Below are 16,288 nucleotides of genomic sequence, written 5' to 3'. Positions count from 1 at the left end.
GGCTCCCTAGTGGGCCACCGCGGCAGCGCCGTGCTCGTCGACGAGCGCGCCGGTGGTGAAACGGTCGAGCGAGAAGGGGGCGTTGAGGGGGTGGGGGGTGTCGTGGGCGATGGTGTGGGCGTAGACCCAGCCGACGCCCGGGGTGGCCTTGAAACCGCCCGTGCCCCAGCCGCAGTTGAGGTAGAGGTTGTCGACCGGGCTGAGGCCGACGATGGGTGAGGCGTCGGGGCTGACGTCGACGATGCCGCCCCAGGTGCGCAGGACGTGGGCGCGGGCGAAGACCGGGAAGAGCTCCAGGGCCGCGGACATCTGGTCCTCGATGATGTGGAAGGCGCCGCGCTGGGTGTAGGAGTTGTACGCGTCGATGCCCGCGCCCATCACCAGCTCGCCCTTGTGGGCCTGGCTGACGTACACATGGACCGCGTTGGACATGACCACCGTGGGGTGCACGGGCTCCAGGAGTTCGGAGACCAGGGCCTGCAACGGGTGGCTCTGGACGGGGAGTTCGATGCCCGCCATGGCGGCGAGGACCGAGGTGTGGCCCGCCGAGCACAGGGCCACCTTTCCCGCCGCGATCGGGCCCAGGTCGGTCTGGACAGCGACCACGCGGTTGCCGACCACGTCCAGGCCGGTGACCTCGCAGTTCTGGATGATGTCGATGCCGGCCGCGTCGGCGGAGCGGGCCAGGCCCCAGGCCACATGGTCGTGCTTGGCGATGCCCGCCCGCGGCTGGTAGGTGGCGCCGAGGACCGGATAGCGCACGTCCTGGCTGATGTTGACGATCGGGCAGACTTCCTTGACCTGCTCGGCGTCCAGGTACTCCGCGTCCACGCCGTTGAGCCTGTTGGCCTCCACGCGGCGCACGCTGTCGCGGACGTCCTGAAGGCTGTGGGCCAGGTTCAGCACACCGCGCTGGGAGAAGAGGATCGGGTAGTCGAGGTCGTCCGCCAGGCCCTCCCAGAGCTTGAGGGCGTGCTCGTAGATGCCGGCGCTCTCGTCCCAGAGGTAGTTGGACCGGATGATCGTGGTGTTGCGGGCCATGTTGCCGCCCGCCAGCCAGCCCTTCTCCAGCACCGCGACATTGGTGATGCCGTGGTTCTTCGCGAGGTAGTGGGCGGTGGCCAGGCCATGGCCGCCGCCACCCACGATCACGACGTCGTACGAGCGCTTCGGCTCGGGTGTGCGCCAGAGGAAGTCGGGGTGTTCGGGGAGCTCGGCGCCGGGGGTGCGGGGGCTCATGGGGTGTCTCCGGCTTCTGTTGCTGCCTGTGACAGGTGCGGGTAGAGCGGGTGTCTGGCGGCCAGGGCCTGCGTGCGGGCACGCAACGCCGCGGTGTCGGGGGCCGGTTGGAGTGCCAGCGCGATCACGTCGGCGACCTCCGCGAAGTCCTCCTCGGTGAAGCCGCGGGTGGCCAGCGCCGGGGTACCGATGCGCAGGCCCGAGGTGACCATGGGCGGGCGCGGGTCGAAGGGCACGGCGTTGCGGTTGACGGTGATGCCGATCTCGTGGAGGAGGTCTTCCGCCTGGCGGCCGTCCAGTTCCGACTCGCGCAGGTCCACGAGGACGAGGTGGACGTCCGTGCCGCCGGTCAGCACCTTCACGCCCGCGGCCGCCGCGTCCGGCCGGGTGAGGCGCTCGGCGAGGATGCGGGCGCCGGCCAGCGTCCGGGCCTGGCGTTCGGCGAACTCCTGCGACGCGGCGACCTTGAAGGAGACCGCCTTAGCGGCGATCACGTGTTCCAGCGGGCCGCCCTGCATGCCGGGGAACACCGCCGAGTTGATCTTCTTGGCGAGGTCGGCCTCGTTGGTGAGGATCACGCCGCCGCGCGGGCCGCCGAGCGTCTTGTGCGTGGTCGTGGTGGTGACGTGGGCGTGCGGGACGGGGTTGGGGTGCAGTCCGGCCGCGACCAGGCCCGCGAAGTGCGCCATGTCGACCATGAGGAGGGCGCCGACCTCGTCGGCGATGCGGCGGAAGGCCGCGAAGTCCAGCTGCCTCGGGTACGCAGACCAGCCCGCGATGATCATCTTGGGGCGGTGCTCCTTGGCGAGGTGCTCCACCTCGCCGATGTCGACCAGGTTGTCCGACTCGGAGACGTGGTACGGCACGACGTTGAGCATCTTGCCGCTGTAGTTGATGCGCATGCCGTGGGTGAGGTGGCCGCCGTGCGCGAGGTCCAGGCCGAGGACGGTGTCGCCGGGCTGCAACAGGGCGAAGAACACTGCCGTGTTGGCCTGTGCGCCCGAGTGCGGCTGCACGTTGGCGAAGCCCGCCCCGAACAGGGACTTCACGCGCTCGATCGCCAACCGCTCGGTGACGTCGACGTGTTCGCAGCCGCCGTAGTAGCGGCGGCCGGGGTAGCCCTCGGCGTACTTGTTGGTGGCGACCGAGCCCTGCGCCTCCATCACGGCGGTGGGCGCGAAGTTCTCGGAGGCGATCATCTCGAGGGTCGACTGCTGGCGGTGCAGTTCGGCGCGAAGGGCGTCGTGGACCTCCGGGTCCAGCTGGGCCAGCGGGGTGTTCAGCGCGTTCATACGGGGTTCGCGTTCCTCTCGGCGGCCTCGACGACATTGGCGAGCAGCATGGCGCGGGTCATGGGGCCCACTCCCCCGGGCATCGGCGCGAGCCATCCGGCGACCGAGGCGGCCTCCGGGTGCACGTCGCCGACCAGCCCCTGCTCGGTGCGGGTGATGCCGACGTCCAGGACGGCCGCGCCGGGGCGCAGCATGTCCTTGGTGATCAGTCCGGGCGAGCCGGCGGCCGCGATGACGATGTCCGCCTCGCGCACGTGCCAGGCAAGGCCCTTGGTCCCGGTGTGGCAGAGCGTCACGGTGGCGTTCTCCGACCGGCGGGTCAGCAGCAGGCCGATGGGACGTCCGACGGTGATACCGCGTCCGATGACGCTCACGCGGGCGCCCGCGAGGGGCACGTCGTAGCGGCGCAGCAGTTCGACGATGCCGCGCGGGGTGCACGGCAGCGGCGCGTCGACGCCGAGGACGAGCCGGCCGAGGTTGACGGGGTGCAGGCCGTCGGCGTCCTTGGCCGGGTCCATCCGTTCCAGTACGGCGTTGGCGTCCAGGTGGCGCGGGAGCGGCAGCTGGACGATGTAGCCGGTGCACGCCGGGTCGGCGTTGAGTTCGTCGATGACGTCCTCGACCTGGCTCTGCGAGGCGTCGGCGGGCAGATCCCGGCGGATGGACGCGATGCCCACCTGCGCGCAGTCCCGGTGCTTGCCGCCGACGTAGGCGCGGCTGCCGGGGTCGTCGCCGACCAGCACCGTGCCGAGCCCCGGCACACGGCCGGTGGTGGCCTCCAACTTGGCCACCCGCTCGGCGAGTTCACGTCGGACGTCGGCGGCGGTCGCCTTGCCGTCGAGCAGTTGTGCGGTCACCGATGGTGTTCCTTCCCTCGGATTCGACGCGGTGGGTCAGCCGCGGAGACGGGACATGCTCGGGTCGAACAACGGCTCCTCCGCCACGACCGCCTCGATCCGCCGATCGAAGTAGCCGATGTGCAGCGTGGTTCCGGGCGCCGCAAGCTCCGCCGGCAGCCACGCGTAAGCGATCCCCTTGCCGATCGTGTAGCCGTACGCCGCGCTGGTGACGTAGCCGACCGCGCACTCGCCGTCGTACACCGGCTCCTTGCCCATCACGACCGACCGCGGGTCGTCGATGGTGAGACAGGTCAGCTTCCGCCGTACGTCGGCCTTGCGGCGCTCCAGTGCTTCCTTGCCGGTGAAGTCCCCCTTGTCGAGCTTGACGGCGAAGCCGACGCCCGCCTCGTAGGGGTCGTGCTCGTAGGTCATGTCGGCGCCGAAGGAGCGGTAACCCTTCTCCAGGCGGAGGCTGTTGAAGGCGCCGCGCCCGGCGATGATGCCGCCCAGCGGCTTCGCCGCCTGCCACAGGGTGTCCCACAGCTTCAGGCCCTGGTCGGCGGTGGTGTAGAGCTCCCAGCCGAGTTCGCCGACGTAGGACAGACGCATCGCCGTCACCGGGACGCTGCCGATGTAGGCGCGTTTGGCGCGGAAGTACTTCAGGCCGTCGCCCGAGAAGTCCTCGTCCGTCAGCGGCTGCAGGACCTTGCGGGCCAGCGGGCCCCACAGGCCGATGCAGCAGGTGCCGGGGGTGATGTCGCGGACCTGGACCGTGCCGTCGGCCGGGAGGTGGCGGGTGAACCAGTCCAGGTCGAGGTTGCCGTTGGCGCCGACCTGGAAGACGTCGCGGGACAGGCGGGCGACGGTGATGTCGCTGCGGATGCCGCCGTCGTGGTCGAGCAGCAGGGTGTACGTCACCGAGCCGACCGACTTGGCGACCTTGCCGCTGACCAGGCCCTCCAGGAAGCCGGCGGCGCCGGGTCCGCTGACCTCCAGGCGCTTGAGGGCGGTCATGTCGTACATCGCGACCGTCTCGCGGGTGACCTGTGCCTCGGCGCCGACGATGGGCGACCAGTACTGCGCCGCCCAGTCGTTGGGGGTCGGGATCGAACGGCCTTCCACCAGGTGTGCGTTGGCCTCGTACCACTGCGGACGCTCCCAGCCGTTCGCCTCCAGGAAGACGGCGCCGTGCTCCTGCTGACGCGGGTGGAAGGGGCTGGTGCGGATCGGGCGCGGGTCGCCCGACGGCTGCAGCGGGTGCAGGATGTCGTAGACCTCGACGAAGTTCTGGCAGTCGCGGGCCAGGACGTACTCCGGGGCGAGCTGGTGCGGCTCGAAGCGGTTGACGTCGCACTCGTGCAGGTCGAAGGAGGAGCAGTAGCCGTCGACCAGCCATTCGGCGACGGCCCTGCCGACGCCCGCGGAGTGGGTGACCCAGACGGCCTCGGCGACCCAGAAGCCCTTGACGTCCGGGGACTCGCCGAGCAGCGGGAAGTTGTCGGTGGTGAAGGAGAACAGGCCGTTGATGCCCTCCTCGATCTTCGCCTCCTGCGTCGCGGGAAGCAGGGACTGGGTCTCGGCCCAGGCGGGCGCGAAGTCCTCCTCGGTGAACTTCAGCACCGAGGGCATCTCGTCCGCCTCGTCGAAGGAGAGGATCTCGTCGGCGGTGGTGGGCATCGGGCGGTGGCCGTAGTAGCCGATGCCGAAGCCGTCGAAGCGGTCGCGGTAGTACAGGTCGGCGTCCTGGTGGCGCAGGATCGGGCGGACGGCCTCCTCGGTCTGGCCCGCGAGCGCCGGGACGGGGCCGGTCCAGGCGAGCTGGTGGCCGAGGGGGGTCAGCGGGAGGTTCATGCCGACCATGCGGGCGATCTTCGGGCCCCAGATGCCGGCGCAGCACACGACGATGTCGGCGTCGAGCTCGCCTTGGTCGGTGACGACGCCGGTGACGCGGCCGTCGTCCTGGCGGATGTCGAGGACCTCGTGGCGGGGGAGGAAGCGCACCCCGCGCTCGGTGGCCCGGCGGATCTGCGCCTCGACCGCGAGGACCGCCTTGGCGAGGCCGTCGGTGGGCACGAGGAGGCCGCCGAGGACGCGGTCGCGGTTGACCAGCGGGTGCTGCTCGACGCACTCGTCGGGGGTCAGCAGGCGTGCCTCGATGCCCCAGGCCGTGATCCAGCCGTGGCGGCGCCGGATCTCCGCCAGGCGCTCGGGACTGGTCGCCACCTCGAGGCCGCCGACCTGCAGGAAGCAGGGCTTGCCGTCGACGTCGAGGGAGCAGAACTTCTCGACGGTGTAGCGGGCCAGCTCGGTCATGGTCTTGGAGGAGTTGGTCTGGAAGACCAGGCCCGGTGCGTGCGAGCTGGAGCCTCCCGTGGCGGGCAGCGGGCCCTGGTCGACCACGGTCACTTCGGTCCAGCCTCGCGCGGAGATCTCGTCCGCGAGGGCCGCTCCCACGACGCCCGCTCCGATGATCACCACTCGGGGTCCCGCCATCGCCGCACCTCCGAAATCAAAACCAGCTAGTTGCTTTGTGCGCAACGCGATTCAGGTTGCGCAACTCAATGTGCCTTCCGCGAAGAGGGGTGTCAAGGGGTCCGTGACGTCGGAAAACGGCCCGGAACGGCCCGGAACACGGCAATGCCCGGCGGGCGGTGCACACCTGTGCACACCGCCCGCCGGGCATGGGACAACTGTTGTCAGACGGGGCTCACTTGAGCCAGGCGTCCACCTTGTCCTTGTTGGCCTCGACCCATTTCTTCGCCGCCGCGTCGGGCGTCATCTTGTCCACCGCGATGTACTTGGCCACGGTGTTCTGGTCGTCGTTGGTCCAGTTGAACTTCTTCACCAGGTCGTAGGCGGGAGAGCCGGACTTGGCGAACTTGGCACTGACGATCTTGTCGAGGTCGTAGACGGGATAGTCACAGGCGATCTTGGCCGCGTCCGCGTCGCAGCCCGTCTTGTACGGGGGCAGACTGACCTTCTTCAGCGGCACCTCCGACATGAACCACTGCGGCTCGTAGAAGTAGCCGATCACCCACTGCTTGTCCTTCTCGGCCTTGCGGTAGGCCTGGATGAGCGCGGTCTCGCTCCCCGCGTACACCACCTTGAAGTTGAGCTTCAGGTTCTTCACCAGGGCCGCGTCGTTGGTGACGTACGACGGGTCGCCGTCCAGGAGCTGGCCCTTGCCGCCCGACTCCGAGGTCTTGAACTTGGCCGCGTACTTGTTGAGGTTCTTGTAGTCGAGGATGTCGGGGTGGGCCTTGGCCAGCCACGGCGGCACGTACCAGCCGATGATGCCCTTGTTGCCGGTCGAGCCGGCCTCGACGGCCGTCTTCTGGCCGGTGATGTACTTCTTCTTCAGGTCGTCGTGGCCCCAGTTCTCCAGGACGGTGTCGACCTCGCCGGTGCCGAAGCCCTGCCAGGCGATCTCCTCCTTGAGGTCCTTCTTGCTGACCGTGCAGCCGAGGTTGTGCTGGGCGACGTACGCGACGACCGCCGCGTCCGCCTCGTAGCCCACCCACGGGTTGACGGCCAGGTTGAAGGTGCCGCACTTGCCCGAGCTGCCGCCCGAGCCCGAGGAGCTGTCGCCGACCTTCGCACCGCCGCACGCGGTGAGGGTGAGGCCGAGGACGGCCAGGCCGGCCGCGCCGGCTCGCCAGGTTCTTGCCATGGTGTCCTGCTCCTTATGCGCCTGCGCCGGTGCGTCGCGCCGCAGCCTGAGTGATCCGGTCGAACATGACTCCGAGCAGTACGATGGCGAGCCCTGCCGCCAACCCCTTGCCGTACAGCTCTCCCTGCGAGAAGCCGGCCACGACGTCGTAGCCGAGGGCGCCCGCGCCCACCAGGCCGCCCACAACAACCATCGACAGCACGTAGATCAGGCCCTGGTTGGTCGCGAGAGTCAGGGCGCTGCGTGACATCGGCAGCTGGACCTTGGTGATGATCTGCCGGGTGCTGCACCCGGCGGAGGTGGCCGCCTCGACGGTGGTCTCGGGCACGGCCCGCACCCCGTCCGCGATGATCTTTATGGCGACCGGTGCCGCGTAGACGACGGCCGCGACGATCGCCGTGAAGCGGGTCGCGCCGAACAGCGCCAGGAACGGCACGAGATAGACGAACGGCGGCATGACCTGCGCCGCGTCCAGGGTGGGCCGCACCAGCCTGTCGACGAGCATGCTGCGCCCCATCCAGACGCCGAAGACGATGCCGAGCAGCATCACCAGGACCGTCGCCACGAGCGTGGACGCGGTCGTGGTCATGGCGTCCGACCACACGCCGGTGCCGACCAGCAGGCCCACGCACACGGCCGTGGTGATGCCCGCCTTCCAGCCGCCGAGCACCACGGCCAGCGCCACGAGCACCATGCCGACGAGCCACCAGGGCGAGTCGGTGAGCAGGCTCTGGAACGGGTTGAGCAGCACGTTGGTGATCACGTCGCGGATCGCGTTGGTCAGCCCCGAGAGGTTGTCCTGCGCCCAGGTCGTCACCGAGTCGGCCGCGCTGGCGATGTGGCTGCCGACGGTGCCGTCGCCGGGGAAGTCCGCCGCCCACAGATAGGTGTGGGACAGGTAGACCAGCACCGCGGTGACCACCGCGCCGGCGCCGAGCAGCGGCTTGCGCCACTTCAGGAAGCGGTTCTTGGACCCGCGGGCGTTCTCCTCGCGGGTGCTGGCCGCGGTCGTCACCCGGTCCAGGACGATCGCCATCACGACGATCGCGAGGCCCGCGTTGAAGGCCGTGCCGACGTCGAGGGACTGCAGCGCCTGCACGACGGTCTTGCCGAGGCCGGGCGCGTCGATCAGGGCCGCGATGGTGACCATGGCCAGGGCGGCCATGATCGACTGGTTGACGCCCATCACCACGGTCCGCTTGGACATCGGCAGCAGCACCTTCGTGAGCGACTGCCGCCGGGTGGCGCCGAGGGAGTCGGCCGCCTCGGCCGTGGTCTCCGGTACGGAGCGGATGGCGTGCGCGGTGATGCGGATCGCGGGCGGCGCGGCGTAGATGACGGTGGCGATCGTCGCAGAGGCCGGGCCGATGAGGAAGATCAGCGTCAGCGGGGCCAGGTAGACGAAGGTCGGCATCGTCTGCATGAAGTCCAGGAAGGGCGTCACGATCCGGTTGAACCGGTCGGACAGCCCCGCCCACACGCCCAGCGGGATCGCGAACAGCAGCGCCACCAGCACCGCCGAGACGGTCAGGGCCAGGGTGTCCATGCTCTCCTGCCACAGGCCCTGCAGCCCGAAGAAGGTGAAGCCGCACACGGCGAGCAGCGCCACGCGCCAGTTGCCCACGGCCCAGGAGACGTAGCCGGCGATGCCGACCACGCCGAGCCAGCCGATCTGCGGGAGGGGGCGGCCGGGCGGGGGCTGCGAGATCAGGTGCTGCACGAAGGTCACCAGGTTGTCGATGACCAGCCGGATCTCGTTGAAGAAGTACAGGAAGAGCGGGTTGGAGTTGCGGTTGGCTCCGACGGAGTCGTTGACGTCGTTGAACCACCGGTGCAGATCGGTGAGGTCCGCCGTCGCCAGCGACAGGGTCTGCTTGCCGCGCAGCACGGCGAACAGCACCAGCCACGACACCAGGATCCCGGCGACCACCATGGTCCGGCTGACCTGGCGCGGCTCCTTGGCGGGCGCCTTGGGTTCGACCGGCCCGGAGGTCTCGGGTTTCTCGATGGCGACGGTCATCACGCGCCGCCTTCCTGCCCGGCGACCACAGCGAGGATCTCCTCGTCGCCGACGATGCCGAGCAGCTTGCCGTTCTCGACGACCTTGACCGGCTTGTGGGCGGCCAGCACGGTCCGGGTCGCTTCCCGTACGACGACGTCCGGGCCCAGCTCCGGCCCGTCCAGGGCGTCTCCGTCCTCGGGCGCGCGCATGATCCAGCGCAGGGTGAGCACGTCGCCGCGCGCCACGTCCTTGACGAAGTCCCGTACGTAGTCGTCGGCGGGGGCGCCCACGAGTTCGTCGCCGGTGCCGCACTGGACCATCTTGCCGTCGCGCATGATCAGGATGCGGTCGCCCAGCTTCAGCGCCTCGGAGAGGTCGTGGGTGATGAACACCATCGTCTTGCCGACCTCGTGGTGCAGCCGGATGACCTCGCTCTGCATGTCCCGGCGGATCAGCGGGTCGAGGGCGGAGAACGGCTCGTCGAAGAAGAGCACGTCCGGGTCTCCGGCGAGCGCGCGGGCGAGGCCGACGCGCTGCTGCATACCGCCGGAGAGCTGGTCGGGGTAGGAGTTCTCGTAGCCGGCGAGGCCGACCAGTTCCACGACCTCCTGGGCCCGCCTGGTCCGCTCGGACCTGCTCATGCCGCGGATCTCCAGGCCGAAGGCGACGTTGTCGACGACCCGGCGGTGCGGCAGCAGCCCGAAGTGCTGGAAGACCATGGAGAACTTGCTGCGGCGCAGTTCGCGCAGCCGCTTGTCGTCGGCCTGCCGGATGTCCTGGCCCTCGAAGACGATCTCGCCCGCGGTGGGTTCGATCAGCCGGGTCAGACATCGCACCAGCGTGGACTTGCCGGACCCGGACAGGCCCATGACGACGAAGACCTCACCGGGCGAGACGTCGAAGTTCACGTCGCGTACGGCGGCGGTGCAGCCCGTGCGGTCCATGAGCTCGCGGCGGGTCAGCCCGCACAGCTCCTCCGATTCCGGCACCCGGTCGGCCTTCGGCCCGAACACCTTCCACAGCCTGCGCACGGATATGACCGGAGTCCCGTCCGACTCCTCGGGCGTGCCGCGTCGCTGCGCCACCTCGGTCTGTGTTGGGGTCACGATCGACCTCTTTTCGGCGTTCAGCCGCTAAACCAGCGCTGCGGCCGGGGTTGGATGTTCTGCCAGATGTGCTTGGGCTCTCGGTATTCGTCCAGGCCGCTCGCGCCCAGTTCCCGGCCGACGCCCGAATGCCCGAAGCCACCCCATTCGGCCTGCGGCACATAGGGGTGGTAGTCGTTGATCCACACGGTGCCGTGGCGCAGCCTGCGGGCGACCCGCTGGGCCTTGCCGGCGTCCTGCGTCCAGACGGCGCCGGCCAGCCCGTACTCGGTGTCGTTGGCGATGCGCACGGCATCGTCCTCGTCGGTGAAGCGCTCGACGGTCAGCACGGGCCCGAAGGACTCCTCGTGCACCACCCGCATGTCCTGGGTGCACGCGTCGAGCACGGTCGGCGGGTAGTAGTGGCCGTTCGCCAGGGCCGGGTCGTCGGGCCTTGTGCCGCCGCAGCGCAGTACCGCGCCCTCGGCGAGGCCGGCCGCGACGTACGCCTCGACCTTCTCCAGATGCTGCGCGGAGATCAGTGCCCCGGTCTCGGCGTCGGGGTCGAAGGGGCCGCCGAGGCGGATCAGCCGGGCGCGGCGGACGACCTCGTCGACGAAGCGGTCGTGCAGCGTGTCCTCGACGATCAGCCGGGCGCCGGCCGAGCAGACCTGCCCGGAGTGCAGGAAGACGGCCGTGAGGGCGAAGTCCACGGCGGCCTCGAAGTCGGCGTCGGCGAAGACGACGTTGGGGTTCTTGCCGCCGAGCTCCAGCGCCACCTTCTTCACCGTCGCAGCCGCGGTGGCCATGATCCGCTTGCCGGTCTCCAGGCCGCCGGTGAAGGAGACCAGGTCGACGTCCGGGTGCTCGGAGAGCGGGGCGCCCACCTCGGGGCCGGCGCCCAGGACGAGGTTGGCGGCGCCGGCCGGCAGTCCGGCCTCCTCCAGTGCCTTCATCAGCAGGACGGAGGTGGAGGGGGTCAGCTCGCTGGGCTTCAGGACGATCGTGTTGCCGGCCAGCAGCGCCGGGGCGACCTTCCAACTGGCCTGCAGCAGCGGGTAGTTCCAGGGGGTGATCAGTCCGCACACGCCGACCGGCTCGTACACGACGCGGCTTACGGCGTCGTCGCGGCCGGTGTCGATCACGCGGCCGGCGTCGGTGCCGGCGATCCCGCCGTAGTGGCGGAAGCAGGAGACGACGTCGGCGATGTCGTACTCGCTCTCCACCAGCCGCTTGCCGGTGTCCAGCGACTCGGCGCGGGCGAACTCCTTGGTGTCGCGCTCGAGGATGTCGGCGGTGCGCAGCAGCAGTGCGCCGCGCTCACGCTCGGGGGTGCGGGGCCAGGGCCCCTCGTCGAAGGCCCGCCGGGCGGCGGCGATCGCCGCCTCGGTGTCAGGACGCGTTGCTTCCGCTACGGTCGAAACGAGTGCGCCGTCGGCGGGGCAGCGGATGTCGCGATGGCCTCCGGCCACCGGCTCCCGCCATTGTCCGTTCACGTACAGATCTGCCACGCGCCAAGCCCTTCAGCCGGAATGCGTTGCGCATCGTGCATCCAATTGCTTGTGGTGGAACACAGTGGCGAAAGCTCAGAGCTCCGTCAAGTAGTTGGCGGATGACGATTTCGCCATGGCGCCCATTACCCGGCCACCCCTTGACCGCAGCCGCGCGGCGAGCCGACCATGTTGCGCATCGCTCACCTTGTTGTGCAATACGCACCGACGGAGGCCGCACATGTCCCCTCGACCGCAACCCGGACGCGAGTACGTCCTCACCCTCTCCTGCCCGGACAGCGCGGGCCTCGTCCACGCCGTGAGCGGCTTCCTGGTCAGGAACTCGGGCAACATCCTGCAGAGCCAGCAGTTCGACGACCGGCTCCAGGACCGCTTCTTCATGAGGGTCCACTTCGACGTTTCCGATCCCGACGCGGATCTGCGAACGCTGCGTTACCGCTTCGGCCCGGTCGCCGAGGCCCACCGCATCTCCTGGACCCTGCGGGACGCCTCGACCCCGACGCGGACACTGATCATGGTCTCCAGGTTCGGGCACTGCCTGAACGACCTGCTCTTCCGCCGCCGCACCGGGGCCCTCAACATCGAGATCCCCGCGATCGTCTCCAACCACCGCGACTTCGAGGGCCTGGCGCAGACCTACGGCATCCCCTTCCACCACGTCCCGGTCACCCGGGACACCAAGGCCGAGGCCGAGGCGCGGCTGCTGGAGCTGGTGCGGGAGCTGGACGTCGACCTGGTGGTGCTGGCCCGCTACATGCAGATCCTCTCCGACGACCTCTGCAAGCAGCTCGAGGGCCGCGCCATCAACATCCACCACTCCTTCCTGCCCAGCTTCAAGGGCGCTCGCCCCTACGAGCAGGCCTACGACCGCGGGGTCAAGCTCGTCGGCGCCACGGCGCACTACGTGACCCCGGACCTGGACGAGGGCCAGATCATCGAGCAGGACGTGGTCCGGGTGGACCACTCCCTCGACCCCGGCGAGCTGGTCACGGTCGGCCGGGACGTGGAGGCGCAGGTGCTGGCGCACGCGGTGAAGTGGCACAGCGAGAGCCGGGTGATGGTCGACGGCAACCGCACGGTGGTCTTCCGCTGACCACGGTGGTCTTCCGCTGACATCGCGCGCGAGAGAGGGCGGACCGGGGTCCCCGGCCCGCCCTCTCTCGTATACGGAATCGGTCCTACGACGCCGCCGCCCCGAGCCGCTCCAGCAGGGCCCGGCGCCAGCGTTCCGTCTCGGCGATCTGGTTGAAGGTGAACAGGTGCAGGCCCGCCACCCCCGCCGAGGGCGCGGTCAGCGTCTCCTGGGTGCGCGAGAGCAGCCTCTCGGGCGCGTAGCCGCCGGGCGCGGCGAAGCGCCAGAACCAGGACGCGTGCCTGGTCAGGAACCGCGCCGACTCCCCCACCCCGATCTTCGTCGCCATGGCCAGCAGCTTCGTCCGCTGCACGGGACCGGCGACGCCCACATGGACGGGCAGGGAAACGCCCCGGCGCCGTATCCGGGCGATCCACTCCCCCAGCACCCGCGGATCGAAGCAGAGGTTGCTCACGACGTACGTGGCGTGGGCGTGCTTGTCCCACATGGCCTGGATGGTGAGGTCGTCGTGGATGAGCGGGTGGCTCTCGGGGTAGCCGGTGATGCCCACGCGCGCGAAGGGCCCGCCCAGCTCGCTCAGCCGGCGCAGCACCGGCAGCGCCCCGTCGTAGGGCCCGGCCGGCGGGTCCGCGTCGCCCGCGGGGACGAAGACGTCGTCCACGCCCGCCGCGGACAGCCGCTCCACCACTTCCTTCAGGTGCACGTCGTCGCGCAGCAGCCGGGCGGGCACGTGCGGGACGACGCGGTAGCCGTGCGCGGCGAGCCGGCCGGTGAGGTCGAGGGTCGGCTCCAGGCCCTTGACCGGCGACGCCGTGATCGTGACCACGACGTCGCGCGGGACATGGGCGAGGACCTTGTCCTCGGTCGCCTTCGCCGGCAGCACCTCGTAGCGGACGCTGTCCAGCAGTGCGCTCAATCCTGCGGCGCCCAAGGTCTCACCCCACCTGCTTGCGGGCGTCGCGGTGGCGGTAGTACGCGGCCTTGGAGGCGGGCAGCGGCTCCTTGCCCAGGATCAGGTCGGCGGCCTTCTCGGCGACCATCATCACCGGGGCGTAGATGTTGCCGTTGGTGACGTACGGCATCACCGACGCGTCGACGACCCGCAGGCCCTCCACGCCGTGCACCCGCATGCTGGCGGGGTCGACGACGGACATCTCGTCGGTGCCCATCTTGCAGGTGCAGGAGGGGTGCAGGGCGGTCTCGCCGTCCTTGGCGACCCAGGCGAGGATCTCCTCGTCCGTCTCGACGGAGGGGCCGGGCGAGACCTCGCCGTCGTTGTAGGGGGCGAGCGCGGGCTGGTTGAGGAGCTTGCGGGCGACGCGGATGGCCTCGACCCACTCGCGGCGGTCCTGCTCGGTGGAGAGGTAGTTGAAGCGCAGCGCCGGGTGCTCGTTCGGGTCCTTGCTCTTGATCTTCACCGAGCCGATGGCGTCGGAGTACATGGGCCCGACGTGGACCTGGTAGCCGTGTCCGCCGGCGGGCACGGAGCCGTCGTAGCGGACCGCGATCGGCAGGAAGTGGAACATCAGGTTGGGGTACTCGACGTCCTCGTTGCTGCGGGCGAAGCCGCCGGCCTCGAAGTGGTTGGTCGCCGCCGGGCCCTTGCGGAACAGCCACTGCAGGCCGATGAAGGGCGCGCGCCACTTCGCCAGGTACGGCTGCATGGAGACGGGCTGCTTGCAGGCGTACTGGATGTACACCTCCAGGTGGTCCTGCATGTTCTCGCCGACGCCCGGCAGGTCGTGCACGACGTCGATGCCGAGGGCGCGCAGCTCCTCGGCGTTGCCGACGCCGGAGAGCTGCAGCAGCTGCGGGGAGTTGATCGCGCCGCCGCAGAGGATGACCTCCTTGGCGCGGACCTGCTGCACGGCGCCCCTGCCCCGCTTGTACTCCACCCCGACCGCCTTCTTGCCCTCGAAGAGGACGCGGGTGACCAGGGCGCGGGTCTTCACGGTGAGGTTCGGCCGCTTCATGGCGGGCTTGAGGTACGCCTTCGAGGCCGACAGCCGGCGTCCGCGGTGGACGTTGCGGTCGAACTTGGCGAAGCCCTCCTGCCGGTAGCCGTTGACGTCGTCGGTGGGGGCGTAGCCCGCCTCCTCGGTGGCCTTGAGGAAGGCGCCGAAGAGCGGGTTGGTGGCCGGGCCGCGCTCCAGGACGAGGGGGCCGTCGTGGCCGCGGAACTCGTCGTCCGGGTCGGCCGCCAGACAGTTCTCCATCCGCCGGAAGTACGGCAGGCAGTGCGCGTAGTCCCAGTTCTCCATCCCGGCGTCGGCGGCCCAGCGCTCGTAGTCCATGGGGTTTCCGCGCTGGAAGATCATGCCGTTGATGCTGCTGGAGCCGCCCAGGACCTTGCCGCGCGCGTGGTAGACGCGCCGGCCGCCCATGTGGGGCTCGGGCTCCGACTCGTACTTCCAGTCGTAGAACCGGCTGCCGATCGGGTAGGTCAGCGCCGCGGGCATGTGGATGAAGACGTCCCACGGATAGTCGGAGCGGCCGGCCTCCAGGACCAGCACGCGGTTGGCCGGATCGGCGGAGAGTCGATTCGCCAGCGCACTGCCGGCCGAACCGCCGCCGACGATGACGAAGTCGTATTGCAGGGGAGCCATGGTGCCTCGTCTCGCTCGCGCCGTCGATGTGCGGAGCATGCTAGCGCCGGTAGCGCTATGCGCACCAGGTTGCGAACGACGCAACTTCTGAGGTCTTCTTCCGGTCCCGCTACTTGCAGTAGCGTTGTTTACTGCGCGTATAGTTTCGCTGTGAGCAACCACAGCCAAGACACCGAGACAGGCAATTCGCAGGCCGGCGGAGTGCAGTCGGTCGACCGCGCCATCAGCGTCCTGGAGATTCTCGCGCAGCGTGGCGAGGCGGGCGTGAGTGAGGTGGCCGGAGAGATCGACGTCCACAAGTCCACCGCTTTCCGCCTTCTCGGCGCGCTGGAGGCGCGCGGGCTGGTGGAGCAGGCGGGTGAGCGGGGCAAGTACCGGCTCGGCTTCGGCATCGTGCGCCTCGCCGGCGCGGTCACCGGACGTATCGACATCACACAGCAGGGCCGGCCGGTGTGCGAGCGGCTCGCCGAGGAGCTCGGCGAGACCGTCAACATCGCCGTCATGCAGGAGCACTACGCGATCAACCTCTACCAGGTGCGCGGTCCTGGCGCGATCACGGCGCACAACTGGGTCGGCCAGCTGACCCCGTTGCACGCCACCTCCAGCGGCAAGGTCCTGCTGGCCCACATGCCGGCCAAGGAGCGCGCCGCGCTGCTGGCCGAGACCGGCCTGAAGAAGGTCACCCCGCGCACGATCACCGCGAAGACGAAGCTCGAGAAGAACCTCGCCGAGGTGCGCGAGCGGGGCTACGCCTGGACCCTCGAGGAGTTCGAGATCGGCCTGCACGCCATGGCCGCGCCCGTTCGCAACCGGGACGGCGCGGTCATCGCCGCGCTGAGCGCCTCCGGCCCTGCGTACCGCTTCACCGAGGAGCGGATGCACGAGCTGGCGCCGAACCTGCTCAAGGGTGCGGAGGAAATCAGCCACCGGATGGGGTACTTGGGCTGAGCG

The 16,288-nt window shown here is 69.8% G+C and carries 12 protein-coding genes; 2 read left to right on the top strand and 10 right to left on the bottom strand.

Annotated elements, in window-relative coordinates; translation table 11 throughout:
• Positions 1-6: 6 nt before the first annotated feature.
• From ACIBN2_RS01365 to ACIBN2_RS01330, 8 genes are all read right to left on the bottom strand, one after another.
• Positions 7-1,239 carry a sarcosine oxidase subunit beta family protein gene (locus ACIBN2_RS01365; protein ID WP_399132018.1) on the bottom strand — a complete coding sequence of 411 codons (1,233 nt, stop codon included), beginning with the start codon at positions 1,237-1,239 and terminating at the stop codon, positions 7-9.
• The gene (gene glyA, locus ACIBN2_RS01360; protein ID WP_399132017.1) at positions 1,236-2,531 is read right to left on the bottom strand and encodes a serine hydroxymethyltransferase; all 1,296 of its coding nucleotides are present in this window, start codon (positions 2,529-2,531) and stop codon (positions 1,236-1,238) included. Before glyA ends, ACIBN2_RS01365 begins: the two co-directional genes overlap by 4 nt.
• A complete protein-coding gene (locus ACIBN2_RS01355) occupies positions 2,528-3,388 on the bottom strand; it encodes a bifunctional methylenetetrahydrofolate dehydrogenase/methenyltetrahydrofolate cyclohydrolase (RefSeq protein ID WP_399132016.1) in 861 nt (286 codons plus the stop codon). The genes glyA and ACIBN2_RS01355 overlap by 4 nt, the downstream gene beginning before the upstream one ends.
• A 36-nt stretch (positions 3,389-3,424) precedes the next feature.
• A complete protein-coding gene (locus ACIBN2_RS01350) occupies positions 3,425-5,863 on the bottom strand; it encodes an FAD-dependent oxidoreductase (protein WP_399132015.1) in 2,439 nt (812 codons plus the stop codon).
• A gap of 214 nt (positions 5,864-6,077) precedes the next feature.
• Positions 6,078-7,040: an ABC transporter substrate-binding protein gene (locus ACIBN2_RS01345; protein WP_399132014.1), complete on the bottom strand. Its 963-nt coding sequence runs from the start codon at positions 7,038-7,040 to the stop codon at positions 6,078-6,080.
• Positions 7,041-7,053: 13 nt separating this feature from the next.
• Positions 7,054-9,060: an ABC transporter permease gene (locus ACIBN2_RS01340; RefSeq protein WP_399132013.1), complete on the bottom strand. Its 2,007-nt coding sequence runs from the start codon at positions 9,058-9,060 to the stop codon at positions 7,054-7,056.
• Positions 9,060-10,148 (bottom strand): glycine betaine/L-proline ABC transporter ATP-binding protein, encoded by a 1,089-nt coding sequence (locus tag ACIBN2_RS01335; RefSeq protein WP_399132012.1) that lies wholly within the window; start codon positions 10,146-10,148, stop codon positions 9,060-9,062. The genes ACIBN2_RS01340 and ACIBN2_RS01335 overlap by 1 nt, the downstream gene beginning before the upstream one ends.
• Positions 10,149-10,168: 20 nt before the next feature.
• Positions 10,169-11,638: an aldehyde dehydrogenase family protein gene (locus ACIBN2_RS01330; protein ID WP_399132011.1), complete on the bottom strand. Its 1,470-nt coding sequence runs from the start codon at positions 11,636-11,638 to the stop codon at positions 10,169-10,171.
• Positions 11,639-11,858: 220 nt separating this feature from the next.
• Here ACIBN2_RS01330 and purU point away from each other — a divergent pair, with 220 nt between their 5' ends.
• Positions 11,859-12,731, top strand: coding sequence for a formyltetrahydrofolate deformylase (purU, locus tag ACIBN2_RS01325; RefSeq protein ID WP_399132010.1), 873 nt, complete (start codon positions 11,859-11,861; stop codon positions 12,729-12,731).
• Between the two features lie 85 nt (positions 12,732-12,816).
• Here purU and ACIBN2_RS01320 read toward each other — a convergent pair whose 3' ends face one another.
• Together ACIBN2_RS01320 and betA are read right to left on the bottom strand one after the other, a co-directional pair.
• Positions 12,817-13,662, bottom strand: coding sequence for a 5,10-methylenetetrahydrofolate reductase (locus ACIBN2_RS01320; RefSeq protein ID WP_399132009.1), 846 nt, complete (start codon positions 13,660-13,662; stop codon positions 12,817-12,819).
• 4 nt (positions 13,663-13,666) lie between these two features.
• On the bottom strand, positions 13,667-15,337 hold the full coding sequence (gene betA, locus ACIBN2_RS01315; protein ID WP_399132008.1) for a choline dehydrogenase: 1,671 nt from the start codon (positions 15,335-15,337) through the stop codon (positions 13,667-13,669).
• 201 nt (positions 15,338-15,538) lie between these two features.
• On the opposite strand from betA, the gene ACIBN2_RS01310 reads away from it, so the two are divergent.
• Positions 15,539-16,285 carry an IclR family transcriptional regulator gene (locus tag ACIBN2_RS01310; RefSeq protein WP_399132861.1) on the top strand — a complete coding sequence of 249 codons (747 nt, stop codon included), beginning with the start codon at positions 15,539-15,541 and terminating at the stop codon, positions 16,283-16,285.
• Positions 16,286-16,288: the final 3 nt, after the last annotated feature.

The sequence above is a fragment of the Streptomyces sp. NPDC050534 genome, from assembly GCF_044457745.1.
Taxonomy (GTDB): Bacteria; Actinomycetota; Actinomycetes; order Streptomycetales; family Streptomycetaceae; genus Streptomyces.
The sequence above is the reverse complement of the archived record's forward strand: the minus strand, read 5'-3'. Positions and strand labels throughout refer to the sequence as shown.